The sequence below is a fragment of the Exiguobacterium sp. s132 genome, from assembly GCF_018617235.1.
Lineage (GTDB): Bacteria > Bacillota > Bacilli > Exiguobacteriales > Exiguobacteriaceae > Exiguobacterium > Exiguobacterium profundum.
In genome coordinates, this window is the sequence record NZ_JACSJU010000003.1 from 75475 (window position 1) to 92322 (window position 16848).

Sequence of the window (16848 nt, forward strand, 5' to 3'; positions counted from 1 at the left end):
TGCCCGTTTTTGCGCATTGGTTGCAACTTTTCCTGAAATTTAAGAAAATAAAGATAACTGAAAAGGAGGAACGATACATATGTCTAAGATTTCGATGCCGACAGAGGCAGATTTCGCACGCTATGCAGAATTAGCTGTGAAAAAAGGTGTGAACATTCAACCTGGTCAACAATTAGAAGTACGTGCTGACATCAGTCAGGCACCACTCGTCCGTCACGTGGTGAAGGCTGCTTATGCGGCCGGAGCGAAGCAAGTGTTCGTCAACTGGAGCGACGAAGAAACAGGGAAGATCCGTTATTTCAATGCACCAGCGGATTCGTTCAAAGAGTTTCCAGATTGGTTGAAGGCTCGTTTTGAGCAATTGGCTGAAGAGAAGACGGCATTCTTGTCAATCGTCAGTGATGACCCGGATGCATTGAATGGTGTGGAATCGTCACGCATTTCGGATGCAAACCGTGCAGCAGGACAAGCGCTTGCGAAGTGGCGTCAATATGTGATGAGCGACAATGTGAGCTGGTCAATCGTCGCAGGTGCGTCAGAAGCGTGGGCACAAAAAGTATTCCCGGGACGTGATGATGCGGTTGCAGCATTATGGCAAGCCATCTTCGCAGCAACGCGGATGGATCAAGAAGATGTCGTCGCGGCATGGGATACACACGATCAATCACTCCGTAGCCGTGCGAAGCTGTTGACAGAGAAGAAATATGCGAAGCTTCATTACAAAGCGCCAGGTACGGAACTGACGATCGGACTTCCGAAAAAACACGTCTTCCTTGGCGGTGGCGGCCCGAACGTCGATGGCATCGACTTTATCGCAAACATGCCTACGGAAGAGGTCTTCACGCTCGCAGATAAAGATTCTGTGGAAGGTCACGTATCGAGTACAAAACCACTCAGCTACAGCGGGAACTTGATTGATGAGTTCACTCTTTGGTTTGAAGGTGGGAAAGTCGTCAAAGCGGAGGCGAAAAAAGGGCAAGCGGCTCTTGATGAATTGTTGAATATGGATGAGGGTGCGCGTCGTATCGGTGAAGTAGCGCTCGTTCCGGATGATTCTCCAATCTCGAACTCTGGTCTTCTCTTCTATAACACGTTGTTTGATGAGAATGCATCGTGTCACTTGGCGCTCGGACGTGCGTACTCGACATGTCTCGAAGGGGGTCCTTCGATGTCACAAGAAGAGCTCGCGGCGAACGGGGCGAACGACTCGATGACACACGTTGACTTCATGATCGGGTCAGCCGAAATGAATATCGATGGTGAACGGGAAGACGGGACGCGTGAAGCAATCATGCGTGACGGGAACTGGGTCATCTAAACAAAAGAGCGAATTCCGAAAGTTACGGAATTCGCTCTTTTTACGTGCAATCGTATAGATAGCGCAGTGCGTGAGGCAAGCGGCGACGCCAGGCCGATTCGTTGTGAATCGCATTTGGTTCGACCTCATATCGGAAGGCGATTCCTTTCTGCGCGATGACGTCAATCAGTTTCGCATTCGTGAATAGGTAGTCGCTTGGAGTGATAGGCCCGCTCTCTTCATTTGTGCCAATGTCCATATATAGTTTACCGGCGAACTCAGCATGTTTCATTTCTCGGATCAATGGATCAAGATTGGCCCATGCCGCAGTGGAGAGGGAACCAACTCGTCGAATAGAAGGATAGGTCGCCATCATGTATAGAGAGATGACACCTCCCATCGAGCTCCCCATGACCCCGACATCTTCTGGGTCAGTAGCGTACTCGCTGTCAATTCGTGGTTTTAATTCGTTCATGAGCCAATCTGTATACATACGGCCTTGGCCACCGAGTGTTGGACGAGTTCTTGCCAATTCGGGTCCGATCCGTCGATACAGCATCTCATCTTCCTCATATGAATACTCATCATAACGGTCCAGCCAGTTCGGGGCGCTCGCGATGGCGACGACCATGAGCGGGAGTCGTAGCAGGTCGATGCAACGATCGATTTCCCAACCTTCTCCATATGTAGCAGTGTTTCCAGAAAACACATTTTGTCCATCATGCATATACAGGACGGGAAGCGGGGTGCTGACGTCGACCCAGTCTGGTCGAAATACGCGGACAATCCGCTTTTGACCACGTACCTTCTCCGTCGGAATCGACACGTTCAATTGTTCAATCATCTTTCGTCACCTCTTTCTACTTGTATTGTGGAGAATCATGAACCAAAATACAATCACCTGACTTGACTACCTACCGTTCGTTAGGTAATGTATAAGGCAAGGAGAGTGAATGACGTGAATACAAAAGATAAAATCATGCAGTCTGCTCGAACACGCTTCGCACGGGATGGTTACGAAGGGTTGTCACTAGCGGCAGTAGCGGAAGATGTAGGGATTCGCAAGGCTTCTTTATATGCCCATATCGATGGGAAGGAACAACTGTTCAAACAAGTCGTGTCAGATATGGCGAATCGTTACGAAGAAGTATGGCAGACAACTTGTGACGATACGGCTGGACGACCACCTTTAGAACGAATCGATTCGATTGTCAACACACTCACGTCATTCTTTAGTGATCATGAGACTTGGATGTTGACGAAACGAATGTTACTAGTACCTCCTCCGGAGTTTCGAGAGTATATCGAGGAAGTCATCGGTACGGTCGAAACCAAGTTAAAACGATTTGAGAAAGAGCAATTTCGACTGGCGATGGAATGTGGCGATTTACCGGTACAATCGCTCGATGAACTATATGCTGCCTACTATTGCTTTTTAGATGGCGCCTTACTATCGTTATTCACATTTGAAGAGGATCGGAATATGAGACAACAAGCTGCGTTTCGAATTTTCAAGAAAGGAGTGGGTTGGGATGAGTAAAGAGAAGAGTGCATGGATCTCCCTCCTGTTTGCAGGACTACTCGAAATCGTCTGGGCGACCACGATGAAGTTGTCTGAAGGCTTCACGATTCTAGGTCCGACATTGTGGACAATCGTGTTATTGATTCTCAGTTTCGGATTATTGGCGAAAGCGTTTCGGACGCTGCCTGCCGGTACGGGGTACGCTGTTTTTACAGGAATCGGTGCGGTCGGCACAGTCATAGTTGGCGCCTTCTTGTTTGACGAGGGGCTTAGTGGATGGAAACTAATACTTGTGGCGACGTTGATTATCGGCATCATCGGATTGAAGCAAGTGACAGGAGGGGAAGAAGCATGAGTTGGGTTTATCTGATTGGAGCGGGAATTGCTGAAATGACAGCCGTTTTCTTTATGGGGAAATCGAAAGGATACCAGATTTTAAAGTGGTCGATTGCATCAATTTTATCGTTTGCGCTCAGCTTCTATTGGTTATCAAAATCACTTGAGGTCATTCCTCTTAGTCTTGCCTATTCCATCTGGGTAGGCATCGGCGCGGCCGGCGGTGTCATTTTAGGGATGCTCTATTTGAACGAATCGAAAAATCGTTGGCGTATCTTCTTTTTGTTGATGATTATTAGTAGTGTAATCGGTTTAAAAATTGTCTCGTAAAGGATTGAAATGTGCTGAAAACGGGAATTTATTACTTCAGATTATGTGATGAAAAAAAGGGGGCGGAAAACGATGCATCTTGTCGAGTTGCAATCCGAACGTTTGCGGTTTGAACCGTATACGCTTTCTGATTTCTATTTTGTCAAATCGCTTCTCCAAGATCCACGGGTGATGCGCTTCATCAGTCCGGATGGGAGACCGTATACAGACGAACAGACGATTGAATGGTTTGAACGTCAATTGGCCCGCTATGAGACAGGACGCCAAACGGGTCTCCTGAAGCTCATGACATTTGAAAGTGATGAACCGATTGGTCACGCAGGTACGCTATTGCATGAATTGGACGGCAAAATCGAGTTGGAAGTCGGATATTGGTTGTCACCGAAGCATTGGCACATGGGATATGGTCGAGAAGCCGCCGCGCGTCTGATGCAGCATGCTTTTTCAGAGGGCGAGAAGGAGATTATTTCTCTGATTCATCCGGACAACGTTCCATCTCAACGTGTCGCCAAAGCGAATGGTCTTCACTGGGATCGAGATACACTGTACAAGGATATGCTCGTCTCCGTTTATGCGGGTGACTTGGAGCGGTTATGTCGACATATCGACCGTCAACAAATGACACGATAAAAAGTCTCTAAAAAAATAAAAAAAGTTGTTGCCAACTCAATAGTTTCTTGATATATTAATAGTGTCCTTAAGAGAGGACACGACCTGATTCTGTAGCTCAGCTGGGAGAGCGCTACCTTGACAGGGTAGAGGTCGCTGGTTCGAGCCCAGTCAGAATCACTTGGGTGCCAAACCCTCGAGAAACCCACCGGAACATGGGTTTCCGCGAAGCCACTTCTTGCGAGAAGTGGCTCTTTTTTTGTATATTGACATGGCACGAAAGCAATTGGTATATTCCTTTCAATACATAATGAAACGGGGAATGCAACATGGTGCTAACGGGTACACTCGTCAATGCCGCATTGATTGTCATCGGGGCATTGCTAGGTCTCTTATTTCACCGCATTCCGGAGCGTATGAAGGAGACGGTGACTGCGGCAATCGGGCTTGCGGTCATCTTGCTTGGGATTCAAATGGGGATGAAGAGTGAGAACTTCTTGATTGTCATCGGAAGTCTCGTCGTCGGGTCAGCGCTCGGGGAGTGGTGGAAGTTAGATGAATTATTAAATGAAGTCGGTTATCGACTTGAACGGCGACTTGGAAGTCAATCGAGTGTAGCGGAAGGATTCGTAACGGCCACACTCATTTTCGTGATCGGGGCGATGGCCATTATCGGGGCGCTCGATAGCGGGTTGCGTGGTGATCATGACGTGTTGTACACGAAAGGGTTGATTGATGGTTTTACGGCCCTCGTGTTAAGTTCGACACTTGGGATTGGGGTCATGTTTTCAGCAGTTCCAGTGTTACTGTATCAGGGCGGAATCGCATTACTCGCCATTCAAATCATGAAATTCATACCGGAATCGCTCATGGACAGTTTTATTTTAGAGATGACCGCGACCGGTGGGGTCATGATTGTGGCGATTGGTCTGAACTTGGTTGGAATCACAAAAATTCGTGTGGCCAATTTATTACCGGGGATTTTAGTGGTCGCGATGATTGTCACGGTTATACATATGCTGTAAAGAAAAAAGACTGAATTCGATTCAGTCTTTTTTCGTGGTTGCATTCATTGTGGAAGGCTCTTTTCGTAGAGCTTCCGCAATGATTTTATCCCAATCGGCTGCATCGCACGCCGCTGTGCAGGTAGGTTCAATTTCACATGTTGCACATTTCCCGCCTTTTGCTTTACGTGTGTAGCGGTAAAGAGAAAATGCGGCATATCCAAAAACAATGAATCCGATGAGTAGGTCAAAGAATGACATGGTATTCCTCCTTACGCAACTCCGAATAAGCGACCGACTTGATAAATGACAAGAGACACCACATAAGCGACACCTAAACCGTATAAACTGGCGAACCATGTCAACTTGGCACTACCCACTTCTCGCCGGATGACAGCGACTGTCGCCAAACAAGGGACATAAAGTAAAACGAAGGCCATGAAGCTATACGCGCTGAGTGGGGTGAAGATTGGTAATAGCGACTCCGATAAATCTGATTCGCCGACCGCATAGATGATTGCCATCGTAGACACGACCACTTCTTTTGCTAAGAATCCGGTGATGAGCGAGGCACCGGCTTGCCAAGTACCGAATCCGAGTGGGACGAGTAATGTGGCAATCATACCACCAATCATCGCCAAGAAACTGTCATTCATCGGTACATCAAAGCCGCTTGGACCTGAATAGGCGAGTAGCCAGATGAACACAGAGCCACCAAAAATAAATGTACCGGCTTTTCGAACGAATCCTTTAGCTTTTTGCCAAGTGCTACGCCATAAGGTAAGTCCTTGGGGAACGCGGTATGGAGGTTGTTCGACGATGAATAAGCTCGTCTGATCTTCAGAGGCCAATGCCTTCGTAAAGATTTTCGCGGCAATCAAGGCAAGGAAAATTCCCAACATATAGAGCGAGAGGACAACGAGTGCTTGATGAGTAGAGAAGAAACTCGCCGCAAACACAGCGTAAATCGGAAGCCGGGCCGAACATGACATGAATGGTGAGATGAAGATGGTGACTAGACGTTCGCGCTCCTCTTCGACCGTTCGAGCGGCCATGATTCCAGGAACGTTACATCCGAATCCGATAATCATCGGGATAAAGCTTTTTCCATTCAATCCGACGAGTTGCATGAAACGATCCATCACGATGGCGACTCGCGCCATATATCCGGAGTCCTCTAAAAATGAGATAAAGAAAAAGAGGACAAAGATTTGCGGAACAAAAACCAATACGCCACCGACACCTGCGATGACACCGTCTACGAGAAGTGCTTTAATGAATGGAGAAGCACCTACAGCATCTAACATCCAAACCGTTCCTGATGTGATCGGACCAGACAATAGTCCGTCTAATAAATCGGAAAGAGGTGCACCAACCCAATTAAATGTCACGTGGAATAGCGCATAGAGTACCCCGAAGAAGATGGGTAAACCTAAGATAGGATGCGTCACAACCGCATCGATGCGATCTGTCATCGTCACGTCCTGTGCATTGTGATTTTCAATGACCTGGTGTCGAATCTGTTTCGCCCAATCGCGACGACGCTCAGTGATGTGTGCGTGTGCAAAACGCCCTATAGCCGTTTCCAGTTCTTTTCGGACGGCAACAATCTCTGGAGATGATGCTTCTAAATGGTCGACGACAATCCGGTTGCCTGCTAAATATTGAATTGTAATCCAGCGATCCGTTCTCGATAGACCAGTTAAACGAAGAATGCGTGTAATCGCTTCTTCGGTCTCTGGACCATAGTTTAATTCGAAAGGTTGACGCTTCTCCATTTGAATCGATGAGAGCAAGACGTCACAACCATAACCTGTTCGTGCGGTGATCGGGAAGACATCTACTTGGAGGAGCGTTTTTAATTTGTCGAGATTAACATGCATTCCACGACTTTCTGCGACGTCGACCATGTTTAAACCGATTTGAAGCGGTCGTCCCATCTCTAGAAGTTGCAAAGTAAGTTGTAAGTTACGTTCTAATTGTGAAGCATCGACAATATTGATCATCCCGTCAAATGGTTCATGCAGTAAGAAACGGGAGACAATCGCTTCATCTGCCGAGAGCGGGTCTAAGTCATAGACACCGGGTAAATCAATTAATTGTCCGACTTTCCCATGTAACTGACCGATTTTTTGTTCGACTGTGACACCGGCCCAGTTGCCCACATGTGCGAATGAACCTGTTAATCGATTAAACAATGAAGTTTTGCCTGTATTTGGATTGCCAATCAATGCGATCCGTTGGCTCATGGTACAATCACTCCGATTTTTTCGGCATCTGATCTTCGGATGGCGATAATTTGTTGATGATCCACTTGTTCAATGGTGAGCGGTCCTGAAAAAATAGCTCTGCGCTTCACACGAACCGAGCATCCCTCGTAAAAACCAAGAGAAATCATTCGTCGGCGCAAGCGATCATCAATTTTAGTCAAATCAGATAAAATGACGGTTTGATTCAACGCGACATGTCGTAATAGACTCATAAGTAACCTTCCCCATCTTTTGATAACGATTCTCATTCGCTATCTTATCATGTCGAAAGAGAAAGTGAAATATTGATCATATAAAAAGTTATAAATAATAAATAGTAAGGTCGAGTGAACATAAAAAGAAGTGTAAACGAGTATCGTTTACACTTCTTCAATCGACTCATGATCTTCTTTGGCACTTTCGCGCAAGGCTGAAGCCATCACGTCAGCAAGATTCCGTTCACGAAGCACGCCGACACCACGGTCGGTCGGTCCGCCTGGAGCGGCCACATCGGCAATCAGTTCATTCGTCTCACGTGTTTCATGAGACAGTAACTCAGCGGAGCCTTTCATCGCTTGGGCGACAATTTGACGCGCTGTCTGTTCATCGTAACCGACATCCGTTAGGACGGGCGTCATCGCACCTACAATTTCATAGAAAAAGGCAGGACTGCACCCTGCAGCGGCCATAAAGGCGGACATCGTTTTCGCATCGGTGACGGCCGTTCGACCGACCCGTTCAAAGAGAGAAGTCGCTTTCTCACGGACTGCCTCATCTGTTTCTGGACCAAACCATAGCCCCGTCATCCCGTTCCGATGGGCGACAGGCGTGTTCGGCATGGCGCAAACAGCTGGTAGCCCTGAAGCCTCTTCTAATTGGCTCGGTTCGATATGTGCAGCGACTGAGACGAGTAGTGGGGTCTTCCATTCTTTTGATTCTACGTACGGGATGACGCCATCAGGTTGCATCGCTAATACGACGATGTCATAGTCGTTAACGTTTTCGTCCTCAACAATTTGAACGCCGAGTTCATCTTGTAGGAAGAGTAAGCGCTCCCGGTCACTTCGGTTTGTCATTGTGATGTGTGTCGGTTCGATGCCCGAGTCGATCCACCCGCGAACGAGCGCCTCACTCATCGATCCAGCACCGACCATTAGTAATTGATTCATCATTCGTCACCTCTTCTTTTCGATTCGGTCAATAGTTATGTTGACTATCATAACAAACATACACTCGAATATCGCCCATCCTGCTCATTTGTAAAGAGATGGAAAACGATTTGACATAGGAATCGACGAACATGACAAACGTTTCAAATCGCGCTATGATGGCACTAATTCAAAAGAGTGAGGCGAAATCGTGTGAAACGTGTACTAGTAAAAGGGATTCAAGGTTACCAGCGTTTTATTTCACCATTAAAGCCGCCAACGTGCCGATTTTATCCGAGCTGTTCGCACTACGGAATCGAAGCAATCGAAAAACATGGGGCTGTCAAAGGCAGTTATTTAACCGCTCGCCGACTCATTCGCTGCCAGCCGTTTCATCCAGGCGGGCTCGATTATGTTCCGGATACATTTGATTGGAAAGCGCCTTTACAACGAGAGAAACCTGAGTCACAGCGAGACGATTGAGTTCGTCTCGCTGTTTTTGTACAGAACAAACAATGAATCAGTTGTTTTAGTACAATACTTTTGCATTGTTCTAAGTATTCTGAAAAAATAGAGGTGTACACTATTTTTCGGGGGAAGGGGATACTTTGTATGGGGCAATCATTTAGTGAATGGGTGAGTACGGCATCCAACTTTGTATGGGGACCGCCGCTCTTGATTTTGCTTGTGGGGACAGGCATTTACTTGACGGTGCGTCTAGGTGGGATTCAAATCACCAAATTACCGTATGCGTTGAAATTGGCGTTTTCGAAAAATCAGGATCAATCCTCTAAAGGGGACATCAGTCACTTCCAGGCGCTCATGACTGCTCTGGCGGCGACCGTCGGTACGGGTAATATCGTCGGGGTGTCGACAGCGGTCGTATTAGGAGGACCGGGAGCCATCGTATGGATGTGGGTGTCCGGTTTCTTTGGGATGGCAACGAAATACGCAGAGGCAGTTCTTGCCGTGAAGTATCGGGTCACTGATGAGCGCGGTCAAATGGCTGGTGGACCGATGTACTATCTAGAACGAGGGTTGAATCAACGATGGTTAGCGGTAGCATTTGCTGCATTCGCATCGATTGCGGCGTTCGGTATTGGAAACGGGGTCCAAACGAACTCGGTCGCGCTTGCGCTCAAAACAACGTTTGACGTACCACTATACATATCAGGGATTCTCATTATGATTTTTACAGGAGCGGTCATTCTCGGAGGCGTGCGTTCCATCGGGAAAGTAGTCAGTTACTTCGTCCCCGTCATGATTGCCTTCTACTTAGGTAGCGGTCTTTTAATTATGGTGATGAATTACTCGCTGATTCCGGATGCGTTCGCACTCATCTTCAGCAGTACGTTCAGTGCAGAAGCAATCGGTGGAGGGGCCATCGGAGCTGCCATTCGATACGGGGTGGCACGTGGTGTCTTCTCGAACGAAGCAGGTCTTGGCTCTGCTCCGATCGCAGCAGCGGCAGCGAAAACAGATATGCCGGGTCGTCAGGCGCTCGTCTCGATGACTCAAGTCTTCTTGGACACGCTTGTCGTCTGTTCGGTGACAGGATTGACACTCGTCATGGGTGGTCAAATCGGGACAGGACTTGAAGGGGTCGAATTGACTTCAGCTACATTTGAACTGTTCCTCGGACCAGCCGGCGGTTATATTGTCACAATCGGGCTCGTTTTGTTCGCCTATTCGACCGTGCTCGGTTGGTCGTATTACGGCGAACGCTCCATTCATTACTTGTTCGGACAAAAGTCGATTCTTCCCTATCGGATTGCTTTTGTACTCGTCGCGGGACTCGGTGCCATGACGACGAACTTGAACTTGGTATGGGCGTTATCGGATGTCTTCAACGGCTTAATGGCCATCCCGAACTTGATTGGTCTCTTGTTCTTGTCGGGTGTTGTCATTGCCGAGACGAAGCGTTTCAACCAACAGCTTGAAATTGAAAATCGAAAAGTTTCCTAAACGGAAGGACGCCATCCTTATGAATCAGAGGGTGGCGTCTTTTGTTTTGCTTCTAATTCATCGAGTCGTGCTTTTTGTAAATGATCAAACACTTTTGTGATAAAGCCAACCATGATGCCCACCCCAGTCAATACATATCCGATTGTGAATATTTTTCCGATGTCGGTCTGAGGGGCAAAATCACCATATCCGATGGTAGTCAGGGTGATGACACTGAAGTAAAGTGCGTCCAACCAACGCATCTCCTCGAACCGTGTGTAAAAAAGTGTACCGGATAGGACAGTGAGAAAGGCAAGACTGAATAAGACTTGGAACTCAGGTTCGCGGAGGCCACGCCAGATTCCGCGTACAATTCGACGCAATGTCAGTAAGAACGGCAACATGTCACTCGCTCCTTTCGATATTAGGTTTGTTCGCTAAAAACGGGGGAACATCCTTTATAGTTCGAGAAAAGAGAAAGGGTGAGTTGGATGGGGAAAGTCATACCGAAACAAGAAGGACTCGACCATAGTGTCGATTTTTTACGGGAAGGATATCTATTTGTTGCGAATCGTCGCAAAAGTTTTCAATCAAATATCTTTGAAACACGTTTGCTCGGGGAGCGCGTGATTTGTCTTGGGGGCGAAGAGGCTGCCGAGGTGTTCTATGATGCAGACAAATTCATGCGTCAGAATGCGGCGCCAAAACGTCTATTGAAAACCTTGTTTGGAGAAGATGGGGTCCAAACACTAGATGGTGCGGCTCATACGCATCGAAAACATATGTTCATGTCATTGATGACAAAAGAAAATATAGATCGATTGCTCCGCTTGACATATCGAGAGTGGAACCAGATTGAACGAATGGGAGAGGAGGTCGTCTTATACGATATTGCGCAACAAGTGTTGATGAAGGCCGTATGTGAATGGTCGGGAGTTCCACTTGCGAAAGAAGAAGTTGGGAAGCGCACTGAAGAGATGAGGTTATTATTTGAATCGGGTACGTCTCTTTGTCCCACGTATTTACAAGGTCGGAAGGCACGAAGTTCCGCTGAAACCTGGATTCGTCAGATGGTAAAAGAATTGCGGTCGAATCGATTATTGCCGAACGAACATACGGCGCTGTACGAATTTTCGTGGCACCGAGATGAATCCGGAGAGTTATTACCTGAAGACGTCGTGGCGGTCGAAGTATTGAACATTTTACGCCCGACTGTCGCAATCTCGGTGTATGTCCTCTTCACTGTCTTAGCTTTACATCAGTTCCCGGATGTAAAAGAGCAGGTAGAGCGGGGAGAGGTCTCGAAAACAGAATTTGTTCAGGAAGTGAGACGGTTTTATCCATTTTTCCCTGTAGCGGCAGCTCGTGTCAAAACCGATTTTGAATGGGACGGCTATGCATTTTCGGAAGGGACGCTGACGCTTCTTGATTTGTACGGTACGAATCATGATTCCTCTATTTGGACGGAGCCGGATCGATTCGATCCCTCTCGTTTTAAAGATTGGAACGAGAGTCCGTTTAACTTTATTCCGCAAGGTGGGGGAGATGTAGATTTTGGACATCGATGTGCCGGTGAACATGTGACCATTGCAATTCTTGGACAAGTCATTGAGTTGTTTACTAAGGAATACGTCTACACGGTCCCACCTCAAGACTTGAGCTATAGTTTTGTAGACATGCCGAGTCTGCCGAAAAGTAAATTGCGATTGACTCATCTAACTCGAAACCAATAAAAAAGTCGCCTACTCGATGGGAGTAGGCGACTTTGAATTTACTTCGTTTGCAAATTTAGGCGTTTGGAGATGGGACGAATCGAGACCGATGAATCGATCATTCGATTATCCCGTTTCGGTTCATCGGTACATTCAATCTGCCAGTCGGTGTCATGAAGCTCTTTTAGTCCGACGGCGATGTCGTATAGGGAATAGTTCGCATTTCCGTTTAACTGATAGATACCCGGTCCACGTTTAGTCAAAATTTCAAATAGCGCGTCTGCCGTGTCTACTAAAAATGAACATGATGGATACCAATGCTCACTCGCTTGGATGACCCCTCGTTGCTTCATTTCGTTCGTAAAATAGTCCATCATATTATTCGATCCGGCCTCATCCCCGATTTGCCATCCGAGACGAACGATTTGAGCACCAGGATTGGCGTTCATAATCGCACGTTCGCACTCACGCTTATACTTTCCATAGTCATCCTCGGCATCTGGTAGCGTATCTGGGGAAATCGGTCCGGTCACTTCATCTGAAAAAATTGAAACCGTGCTCGTGAACAGGAAAGGGATTTTCGCCTCACCACATAAACGAGCGAGCGTCTCGGCCCACTCCACCGCGCCCATACCGATATGTAAAAAGTAGTTCGGTCGGATGCGCTCGATGAATTCTCGCATTTCCTCTTCGTTTGTCGTGGACACTTGCTCGCGATTCCACGCAATCCCTTCAATTCCGTGGCGCTGCAACGTTTCGGCAACAACGGGTGCCACTGTACCGTTCATTCCTGTAAGAATAGCTTTCATTTCGATTCGCCCCTTTCACTCTATATGATGCCACAAAACGAGTGTGGACAAACAACCGATGTGCCGGGCTATGCTAGACTGGATGATGGAGGGATTAATCATGAATATTCGACAAGCAACCAAACAAGATAGTAAACAAATTGCACCACTCATGTATCAAGCGATCCATGAGATTGCGTACACATTGACAGCATCAACGGATACGACTGAGGTATTGGAGCGACTAGCGATGTGGGTAGAGAAACCAAATAACCGCTTGAGTCACGAAAACATCTGGGTGGCGGATTTTGAAGGAGAAGTTGCCGGAATGATCATCTCGTATCGTGGGGATAAGGCAGAAGAATTGGATCGACCGATTCGAGAATGGTTGACGGCGCATGGAAGTGGAGAAGAGGTGGACGTTGAAACGGAAGGTTATGTCCAATACATTGATTCACTGGCTGTCGCAGAGGCGTATGGAGGTCGTGGAATCGGGACGAAGTTAATCGAACACGTTTGTCTCGTTGCGAAAGAACGCGGTGTGCCCGCCGTCACATTGAACGTGGATCAAGAAAATCCTGCGGCACATCGCTTATACACACGTCTCGGCTTCCATAAGGAAAAAGAAATCAACATTTCTGGGGCGAGATTTGACTATATGATCAAAGAAATCAATTCGACTCCTTTCTCAGTCTAAAAGCGGATGCGCAAACTTCTTTTCTCGACTATACTAAGTGCTTGAGGAAAGATATACGTAAAGGAGATACATTATGGAGTGGAAGAACATTTGGCGAGGGATGGCCATGGGGACGAGTGATTTAATCCCTGGTGTAAGCGGTGGTACCATTGCAGTCATTTTAGGCATCTACGATCAACTCATCGAAGCGATTAGCGGCGTATTTAGCCGATATTGGAAAAAATATATCGGGTTCTTGATTCCATTGGCAATTGGAATGGGGACAGCCATTATCGCACTGAGTCGAGTTATTGAATACTTATTGCTGGAGTATTATGCACCGACACAATTTTTCTTTATCGGATTGATTTTAGGGATTATTCCACTTCTATTCGTGGAATTTAAATCACGCGCATCGATTCGTCCGGTTCATGTTATTGCTATGGTTGTCGCAACGATACTCGTTGCGAGTATGGCATTCTTGAATCCGGTTGATTCGTCTATTATGACGGACGTGACGTTCGGGACGGCACTTCTCTTATTCTTCTCCGGTTGGTTGGGCAGCATGGCGATGTTGCTTCCTGGAATTAGCGGTTCATTCGTCTTGTTGTTAATTGGCGTTTATCCAACCGTCATCAGCGCCATCTCAAACTTCAATCTGTTGATTATTGGGATTGTCGGTGCTGGAGTGGCCGTCGGCTTTATTGTAAGTAGTAAAGTCATTCGTTACTTGTTGGCGAATTTTCCGGGAATGACGTTCTCCGTCATCATCGGATTGGTCATTGGCTCACTCGCCGTCGTGTTTCCGGGTGTACCAGCTTCCGGAGTCATGTGGATACTCAGTATCGTCGCATTCATCGCGGGGGTCATCGTCGTCCGATTACTCAGCAAATATTCTGTCTAAATGAAAAAGGAGTCCAGCGATGAGCCGGACTCCTTTTTAATAGATGAAGGGGAAGAGGCGCTTGCGCGTCTTCGACCAGGATTGGTAAGACTGACCGAAATGGCGAATGAGCATACCTTCCTCGATTCGAATGCGGTACAGTAATGCAAGCGAGGTGAGACCCGCACCAATCAAGGCGATTCCCCAATGAATAAAGTATAGCGAGAATCCGAACGTAATCAATAACAACCCTGTGTAAAGAGGGTGGCGTAAGTAACGATACGGTCCCGAGCTGACGAGTTCGTCTTCCGGTCGGACGACGACATGTCGTGTGAATTGATGACGTAAGTGTAAAATCCCCCAATAACGTAACGACACGCCGGCTATGTAAAAAGTAAGTCCGATGATTCGTTGAACTGTCGAAGGCTGTGATTCGAAAACAAGCGAAGAGATCATAGACAACACGAAGACGCCAATCATCGTCGTCGCTACAAAGTAAAAGCTCTTCCGCTCGACAGCCCCGTCTGTTGCCTCTTTTCGGTTACGAAATCGCCACGTCTCAACTAGCCAAAAAAATGATACGACGATTAATAGGACATCCATCCAATTCATCACGCACATCCTCCCTTTTGATTCATGTTTCATTACCCGACCTACGCATAAGAAAAACCAAATCCATCAGGGCGATATTAGAAAAAAATTGTCAAAGTGACCAAAACAGGTTATCATCTAATGAGAATGATTATCATTTTTACGTATATAGAGAGGAAGGGTGCGACGATGAACGAGGAAGTATTCGACGTGACGATTATCGGTGGGGGACCGGCTGGATTGTATGCCGCTTTTTACAGCGGTTTACGAGGTATGAAGACGAAAATTATCGAATTTCAACCTTTTTTAGGCGGGAAAGTACATGTCTATCCAGAGAAAATGGTTTGGGATGTAGGTGGTCTCCTACCGACGACTGGGGCAAAACTGATCGACCAACTCGTCGAGCAAGGTCTCACCTTCTCTCCGACGGTCCTTCTTGGCGAGAAGGTGGAGTCGATCTCTAAGCGTTCAGACGATTTGTTCGGGATCGACACGACGAACGGTCATCATATTTCCAAAACCGTCATCGTTGCGACAGGAAGTGGGATCCTCAAACCGCATAAGGTTGAAGTGAGCGGAGCGGAGCGGTTCGAATTGTCGAACCTCCATTACACGGTTAAATCACTTGAACGCTTTAAAGGAAAGCGCGTCTTGATATCGGGTGGCGGCAATAGTGCAGTCGATTGGGCGAATGCGCTCGAGCCGATTGCAGAGCAGGTCGTGCTGACGTATCGAAAAGAAGAACTTAGTGGACATGAAGCACAAGTTGAAAAAATTAAACAGGGTCGAGTCGACTGTTGCCCACGATCAAAAGTGACGGATTTGATTTCTCACGATGGGAAATCGATTCAACAAGTTCTTTTGACTCATGTCGAAACAGGAGAGACGAGCGTAATCGAGGTCGATGAAGTGGTCATCAATCACGGATATGAACAAGACGCGGAGTTGCTTCGGAACAGCGAATTGCAGGTCGAGATGAAGGATGGGTTTTATGTGAGAGGGAATTCAGGTAGCGAGTCATCCATACCGGGATTGTACGCTGCCGGTGATATTCTCACGCATGAAGGGAAAGTACATCTCATCGCTGGAGCGTTTCAAGATGCTGCGAATGCGGTGAACCGGGCCAAAACATACATTGACCCGAATGCGAACGCTACCGCAATGGTGTCCTCTCATAATGAACGGTTAAAAGAGAAGAATCGTCAAATCATAGAAGAAACCATGATGAAGCAGTAAGAGGACCACTCTTACTGCTTTTCTCTAGGATAATCACAAAGCTCGGTAATCACACCGCCTGAATGACGCGGGTCCATGTAGATTAAGCGTCTACCTTTCGCGGTCGTACGCAGTGTGTCTTCTAAAAAGGTGATGCCATTTTGTTTGTGAGCGGCCATCGCTTCGTCCAAATCGTCGACACGATAGGCGATATGATGAACACCCTTCCCTCGAGCTTTCATGAACCGGGCAATCGGACTCGTCTTACTAGTCGGACGCAACAATTCGATGACATCCTCTCCAATATGAATGACGGCCAATTCGGTCTCGACCCCGGTGGTCGTGTTCGTATAGCGGTCCACGAGTTTTCCTCCTAAGACCGTCGTGTAAAATGTGATCGCCTCATCTAAGTCTCGAACGGCAATCCCAGTATGATCGATATGCATGTAAATTCCTCCTTCTGCTTCAGTTTGCCTAAAGTTGAACAAAATGTCACTTCACAACGTTTCAAGCCTATCCGATATAATAGGAGAGGGAGGGACAG

Annotated in this window: 21 protein-coding genes and 1 tRNA gene; 13 read left to right on the top strand and 9 right to left on the bottom strand. The window is 47.2% G+C overall.

Going from position 1 to position 16848, the window contains the following annotated elements:
- Positions 1 to 79 precede the first annotated feature (79 nt).
- Positions 80 to 1318, top strand: coding sequence for an aminopeptidase (locus KNO78_RS12730; protein ID WP_015880769.1), 1239 nt, complete (start codon positions 80 to 82; stop codon positions 1316 to 1318).
- A gap of 40 nt (positions 1319 to 1358) precedes the next feature.
- Here the strand turns inward: KNO78_RS12730 and KNO78_RS12735 are convergent, their stop codons facing one another.
- Positions 1359 to 2141 (bottom strand): alpha/beta hydrolase, encoded by a 783-nt coding sequence (locus tag KNO78_RS12735; RefSeq protein ID WP_159563522.1) that lies wholly within the window; start codon positions 2139 to 2141, stop codon positions 1359 to 1361.
- A 114-nt stretch (positions 2142 to 2255) separates the two neighbouring features.
- On the opposite strand from KNO78_RS12735, the gene KNO78_RS12740 reads away from it, so the two are divergent.
- The 6 genes from KNO78_RS12740 to KNO78_RS12765 all read left to right on the top strand — a co-directional run bounded on the left by KNO78_RS12740 (position 2256) and on the right by KNO78_RS12765 (position 5119).
- A complete protein-coding gene (locus KNO78_RS12740; protein ID WP_214691463.1) occupies positions 2256 to 2837 on the top strand; it encodes a TetR/AcrR family transcriptional regulator in 582 nt (193 codons plus the stop codon).
- Positions 2830 to 3174 (top strand): DMT family transporter, encoded by a 345-nt coding sequence (locus KNO78_RS12745; protein WP_074037785.1) that lies wholly within the window; start codon positions 2830 to 2832, stop codon positions 3172 to 3174. Before KNO78_RS12740 ends, KNO78_RS12745 begins: the two co-directional genes overlap by 8 nt.
- On the top strand, positions 3171 to 3485 hold the full coding sequence (locus KNO78_RS12750) for a DMT family transporter (RefSeq protein WP_159563525.1): 315 nt from the start codon (positions 3171 to 3173) through the stop codon (positions 3483 to 3485). The genes KNO78_RS12745 and KNO78_RS12750 overlap by 4 nt, the downstream gene beginning before the upstream one ends.
- 72 nt (positions 3486 to 3557) lie before the next feature.
- The gene (locus KNO78_RS12755; protein ID WP_084543120.1) at positions 3558 to 4115 is read left to right on the top strand and encodes a GNAT family N-acetyltransferase; all 558 of its coding nucleotides are present in this window, start codon (positions 3558 to 3560) and stop codon (positions 4113 to 4115) included.
- Positions 4116 to 4201: 86 nt separating this feature from the next.
- A tRNA-Val gene (locus KNO78_RS12760) sits at positions 4202 to 4274 on the top strand.
- A gap of 149 nt (positions 4275 to 4423) precedes the next feature.
- Positions 4424 to 5119, top strand: coding sequence for a DUF554 domain-containing protein (locus KNO78_RS12765; RefSeq protein WP_159563526.1), 696 nt, complete (start codon positions 4424 to 4426; stop codon positions 5117 to 5119).
- A gap of 21 nt (positions 5120 to 5140) precedes the next feature.
- Here the strand turns inward: KNO78_RS12765 and KNO78_RS12770 are convergent, their stop codons facing one another.
- From KNO78_RS12770 to KNO78_RS12785, 4 genes are all read right to left on the bottom strand, one after another.
- Positions 5141 to 5359, bottom strand: a complete 219-nt coding sequence (locus KNO78_RS12770; protein ID WP_035387786.1) for a FeoB-associated Cys-rich membrane protein — start codon at positions 5357 to 5359, stop codon at positions 5141 to 5143.
- Positions 5360 to 5370: 11 nt separating this feature from the next.
- Complete coding sequence (feoB, locus tag KNO78_RS12775; protein ID WP_214691464.1) at positions 5371 to 7347, bottom strand: ferrous iron transport protein B; 1977 nt, start codon at positions 7345 to 7347, stop codon at positions 5371 to 5373.
- Complete coding sequence (locus tag KNO78_RS12780) at positions 7344 to 7580, bottom strand: FeoA family protein (RefSeq protein ID WP_034771241.1); 237 nt, start codon at positions 7578 to 7580, stop codon at positions 7344 to 7346. The genes feoB and KNO78_RS12780 overlap by 4 nt, the downstream gene beginning before the upstream one ends.
- A gap of 147 nt (positions 7581 to 7727) precedes the next feature.
- The gene (locus KNO78_RS12785) at positions 7728 to 8516 is read right to left on the bottom strand and encodes a pyrroline-5-carboxylate reductase family protein (RefSeq protein ID WP_074037973.1); all 789 of its coding nucleotides are present in this window, start codon (positions 8514 to 8516) and stop codon (positions 7728 to 7730) included.
- A gap of 192 nt (positions 8517 to 8708) precedes the next feature.
- Between KNO78_RS12785 and yidD the strand changes: the two genes are divergently transcribed.
- Together yidD and KNO78_RS12795 are read left to right on the top strand one after the other, a co-directional pair.
- Complete coding sequence (yidD, locus tag KNO78_RS12790) at positions 8709 to 8978, top strand: membrane protein insertion efficiency factor YidD (protein WP_015880777.1); 270 nt, start codon at positions 8709 to 8711, stop codon at positions 8976 to 8978.
- A 129-nt stretch (positions 8979 to 9107) separates the two neighbouring features.
- Positions 9108 to 10460 (top strand): alanine/glycine:cation symporter family protein, encoded by a 1353-nt coding sequence (locus tag KNO78_RS12795; RefSeq protein ID WP_074037781.1) that lies wholly within the window; start codon positions 9108 to 9110, stop codon positions 10458 to 10460.
- Positions 10461 to 10477: 17 nt separating this feature from the next.
- Here KNO78_RS12795 and KNO78_RS12800 read toward each other — a convergent pair whose 3' ends face one another.
- Positions 10478 to 10843: a potassium channel family protein gene (locus KNO78_RS12800; protein WP_159563530.1), complete on the bottom strand. Its 366-nt coding sequence runs from the start codon at positions 10841 to 10843 to the stop codon at positions 10478 to 10480.
- A gap of 87 nt (positions 10844 to 10930) precedes the next feature.
- Here KNO78_RS12800 and KNO78_RS12805 point away from each other — a divergent pair, with 87 nt between their 5' ends.
- Positions 10931 to 12172 carry a cytochrome P450 gene (locus KNO78_RS12805; RefSeq protein ID WP_214691465.1) on the top strand — a complete coding sequence of 414 codons (1242 nt, stop codon included), beginning with the start codon at positions 10931 to 10933 and terminating at the stop codon, positions 12170 to 12172.
- A gap of 38 nt (positions 12173 to 12210) precedes the next feature.
- Here KNO78_RS12805 and KNO78_RS12810 read toward each other — a convergent pair whose 3' ends face one another.
- Positions 12211 to 12960 (bottom strand): sugar nucleotide-binding protein, encoded by a 750-nt coding sequence (locus KNO78_RS12810; protein WP_074037778.1) that lies wholly within the window; start codon positions 12958 to 12960, stop codon positions 12211 to 12213.
- Positions 12961 to 13060: 100 nt separating this feature from the next.
- Here KNO78_RS12810 and KNO78_RS12815 point away from each other — a divergent pair, with 100 nt between their 5' ends.
- Both KNO78_RS12815 and KNO78_RS12820 read left to right on the top strand, forming a co-directional pair.
- Positions 13061 to 13636, top strand: coding sequence for a GNAT family N-acetyltransferase (locus tag KNO78_RS12815; RefSeq protein ID WP_074037777.1), 576 nt, complete (start codon positions 13061 to 13063; stop codon positions 13634 to 13636).
- 73 nt (positions 13637 to 13709) lie between these two features.
- Complete coding sequence (locus KNO78_RS12820; RefSeq protein WP_015880783.1) at positions 13710 to 14519, top strand: DUF368 domain-containing protein; 810 nt, start codon at positions 13710 to 13712, stop codon at positions 14517 to 14519.
- Positions 14520 to 14555: 36 nt separating this feature from the next.
- On the opposite strand, the gene KNO78_RS12825 is transcribed toward KNO78_RS12820, so the two are convergent.
- Complete coding sequence (locus tag KNO78_RS12825; protein WP_074037776.1) at positions 14556 to 15110, bottom strand: methyltransferase family protein; 555 nt, start codon at positions 15108 to 15110, stop codon at positions 14556 to 14558.
- 168 nt (positions 15111 to 15278) lie between these two features.
- On the opposite strand from KNO78_RS12825, the gene KNO78_RS12830 reads away from it, so the two are divergent.
- Entirely contained in the window at positions 15279 to 16325 is a 1047-nt protein-coding gene (locus tag KNO78_RS12830; protein ID WP_214691466.1) for an NAD(P)/FAD-dependent oxidoreductase, read from the top strand.
- Positions 16326 to 16336: 11 nt separating this feature from the next.
- Here KNO78_RS12830 and mce read toward each other — a convergent pair whose 3' ends face one another.
- A complete protein-coding gene (gene mce / locus KNO78_RS12835) occupies positions 16337 to 16750 on the bottom strand; it encodes a methylmalonyl-CoA epimerase (RefSeq protein WP_251125330.1) in 414 nt (137 codons plus the stop codon).
- Positions 16751 to 16848: the final 98 nt, after the last annotated feature.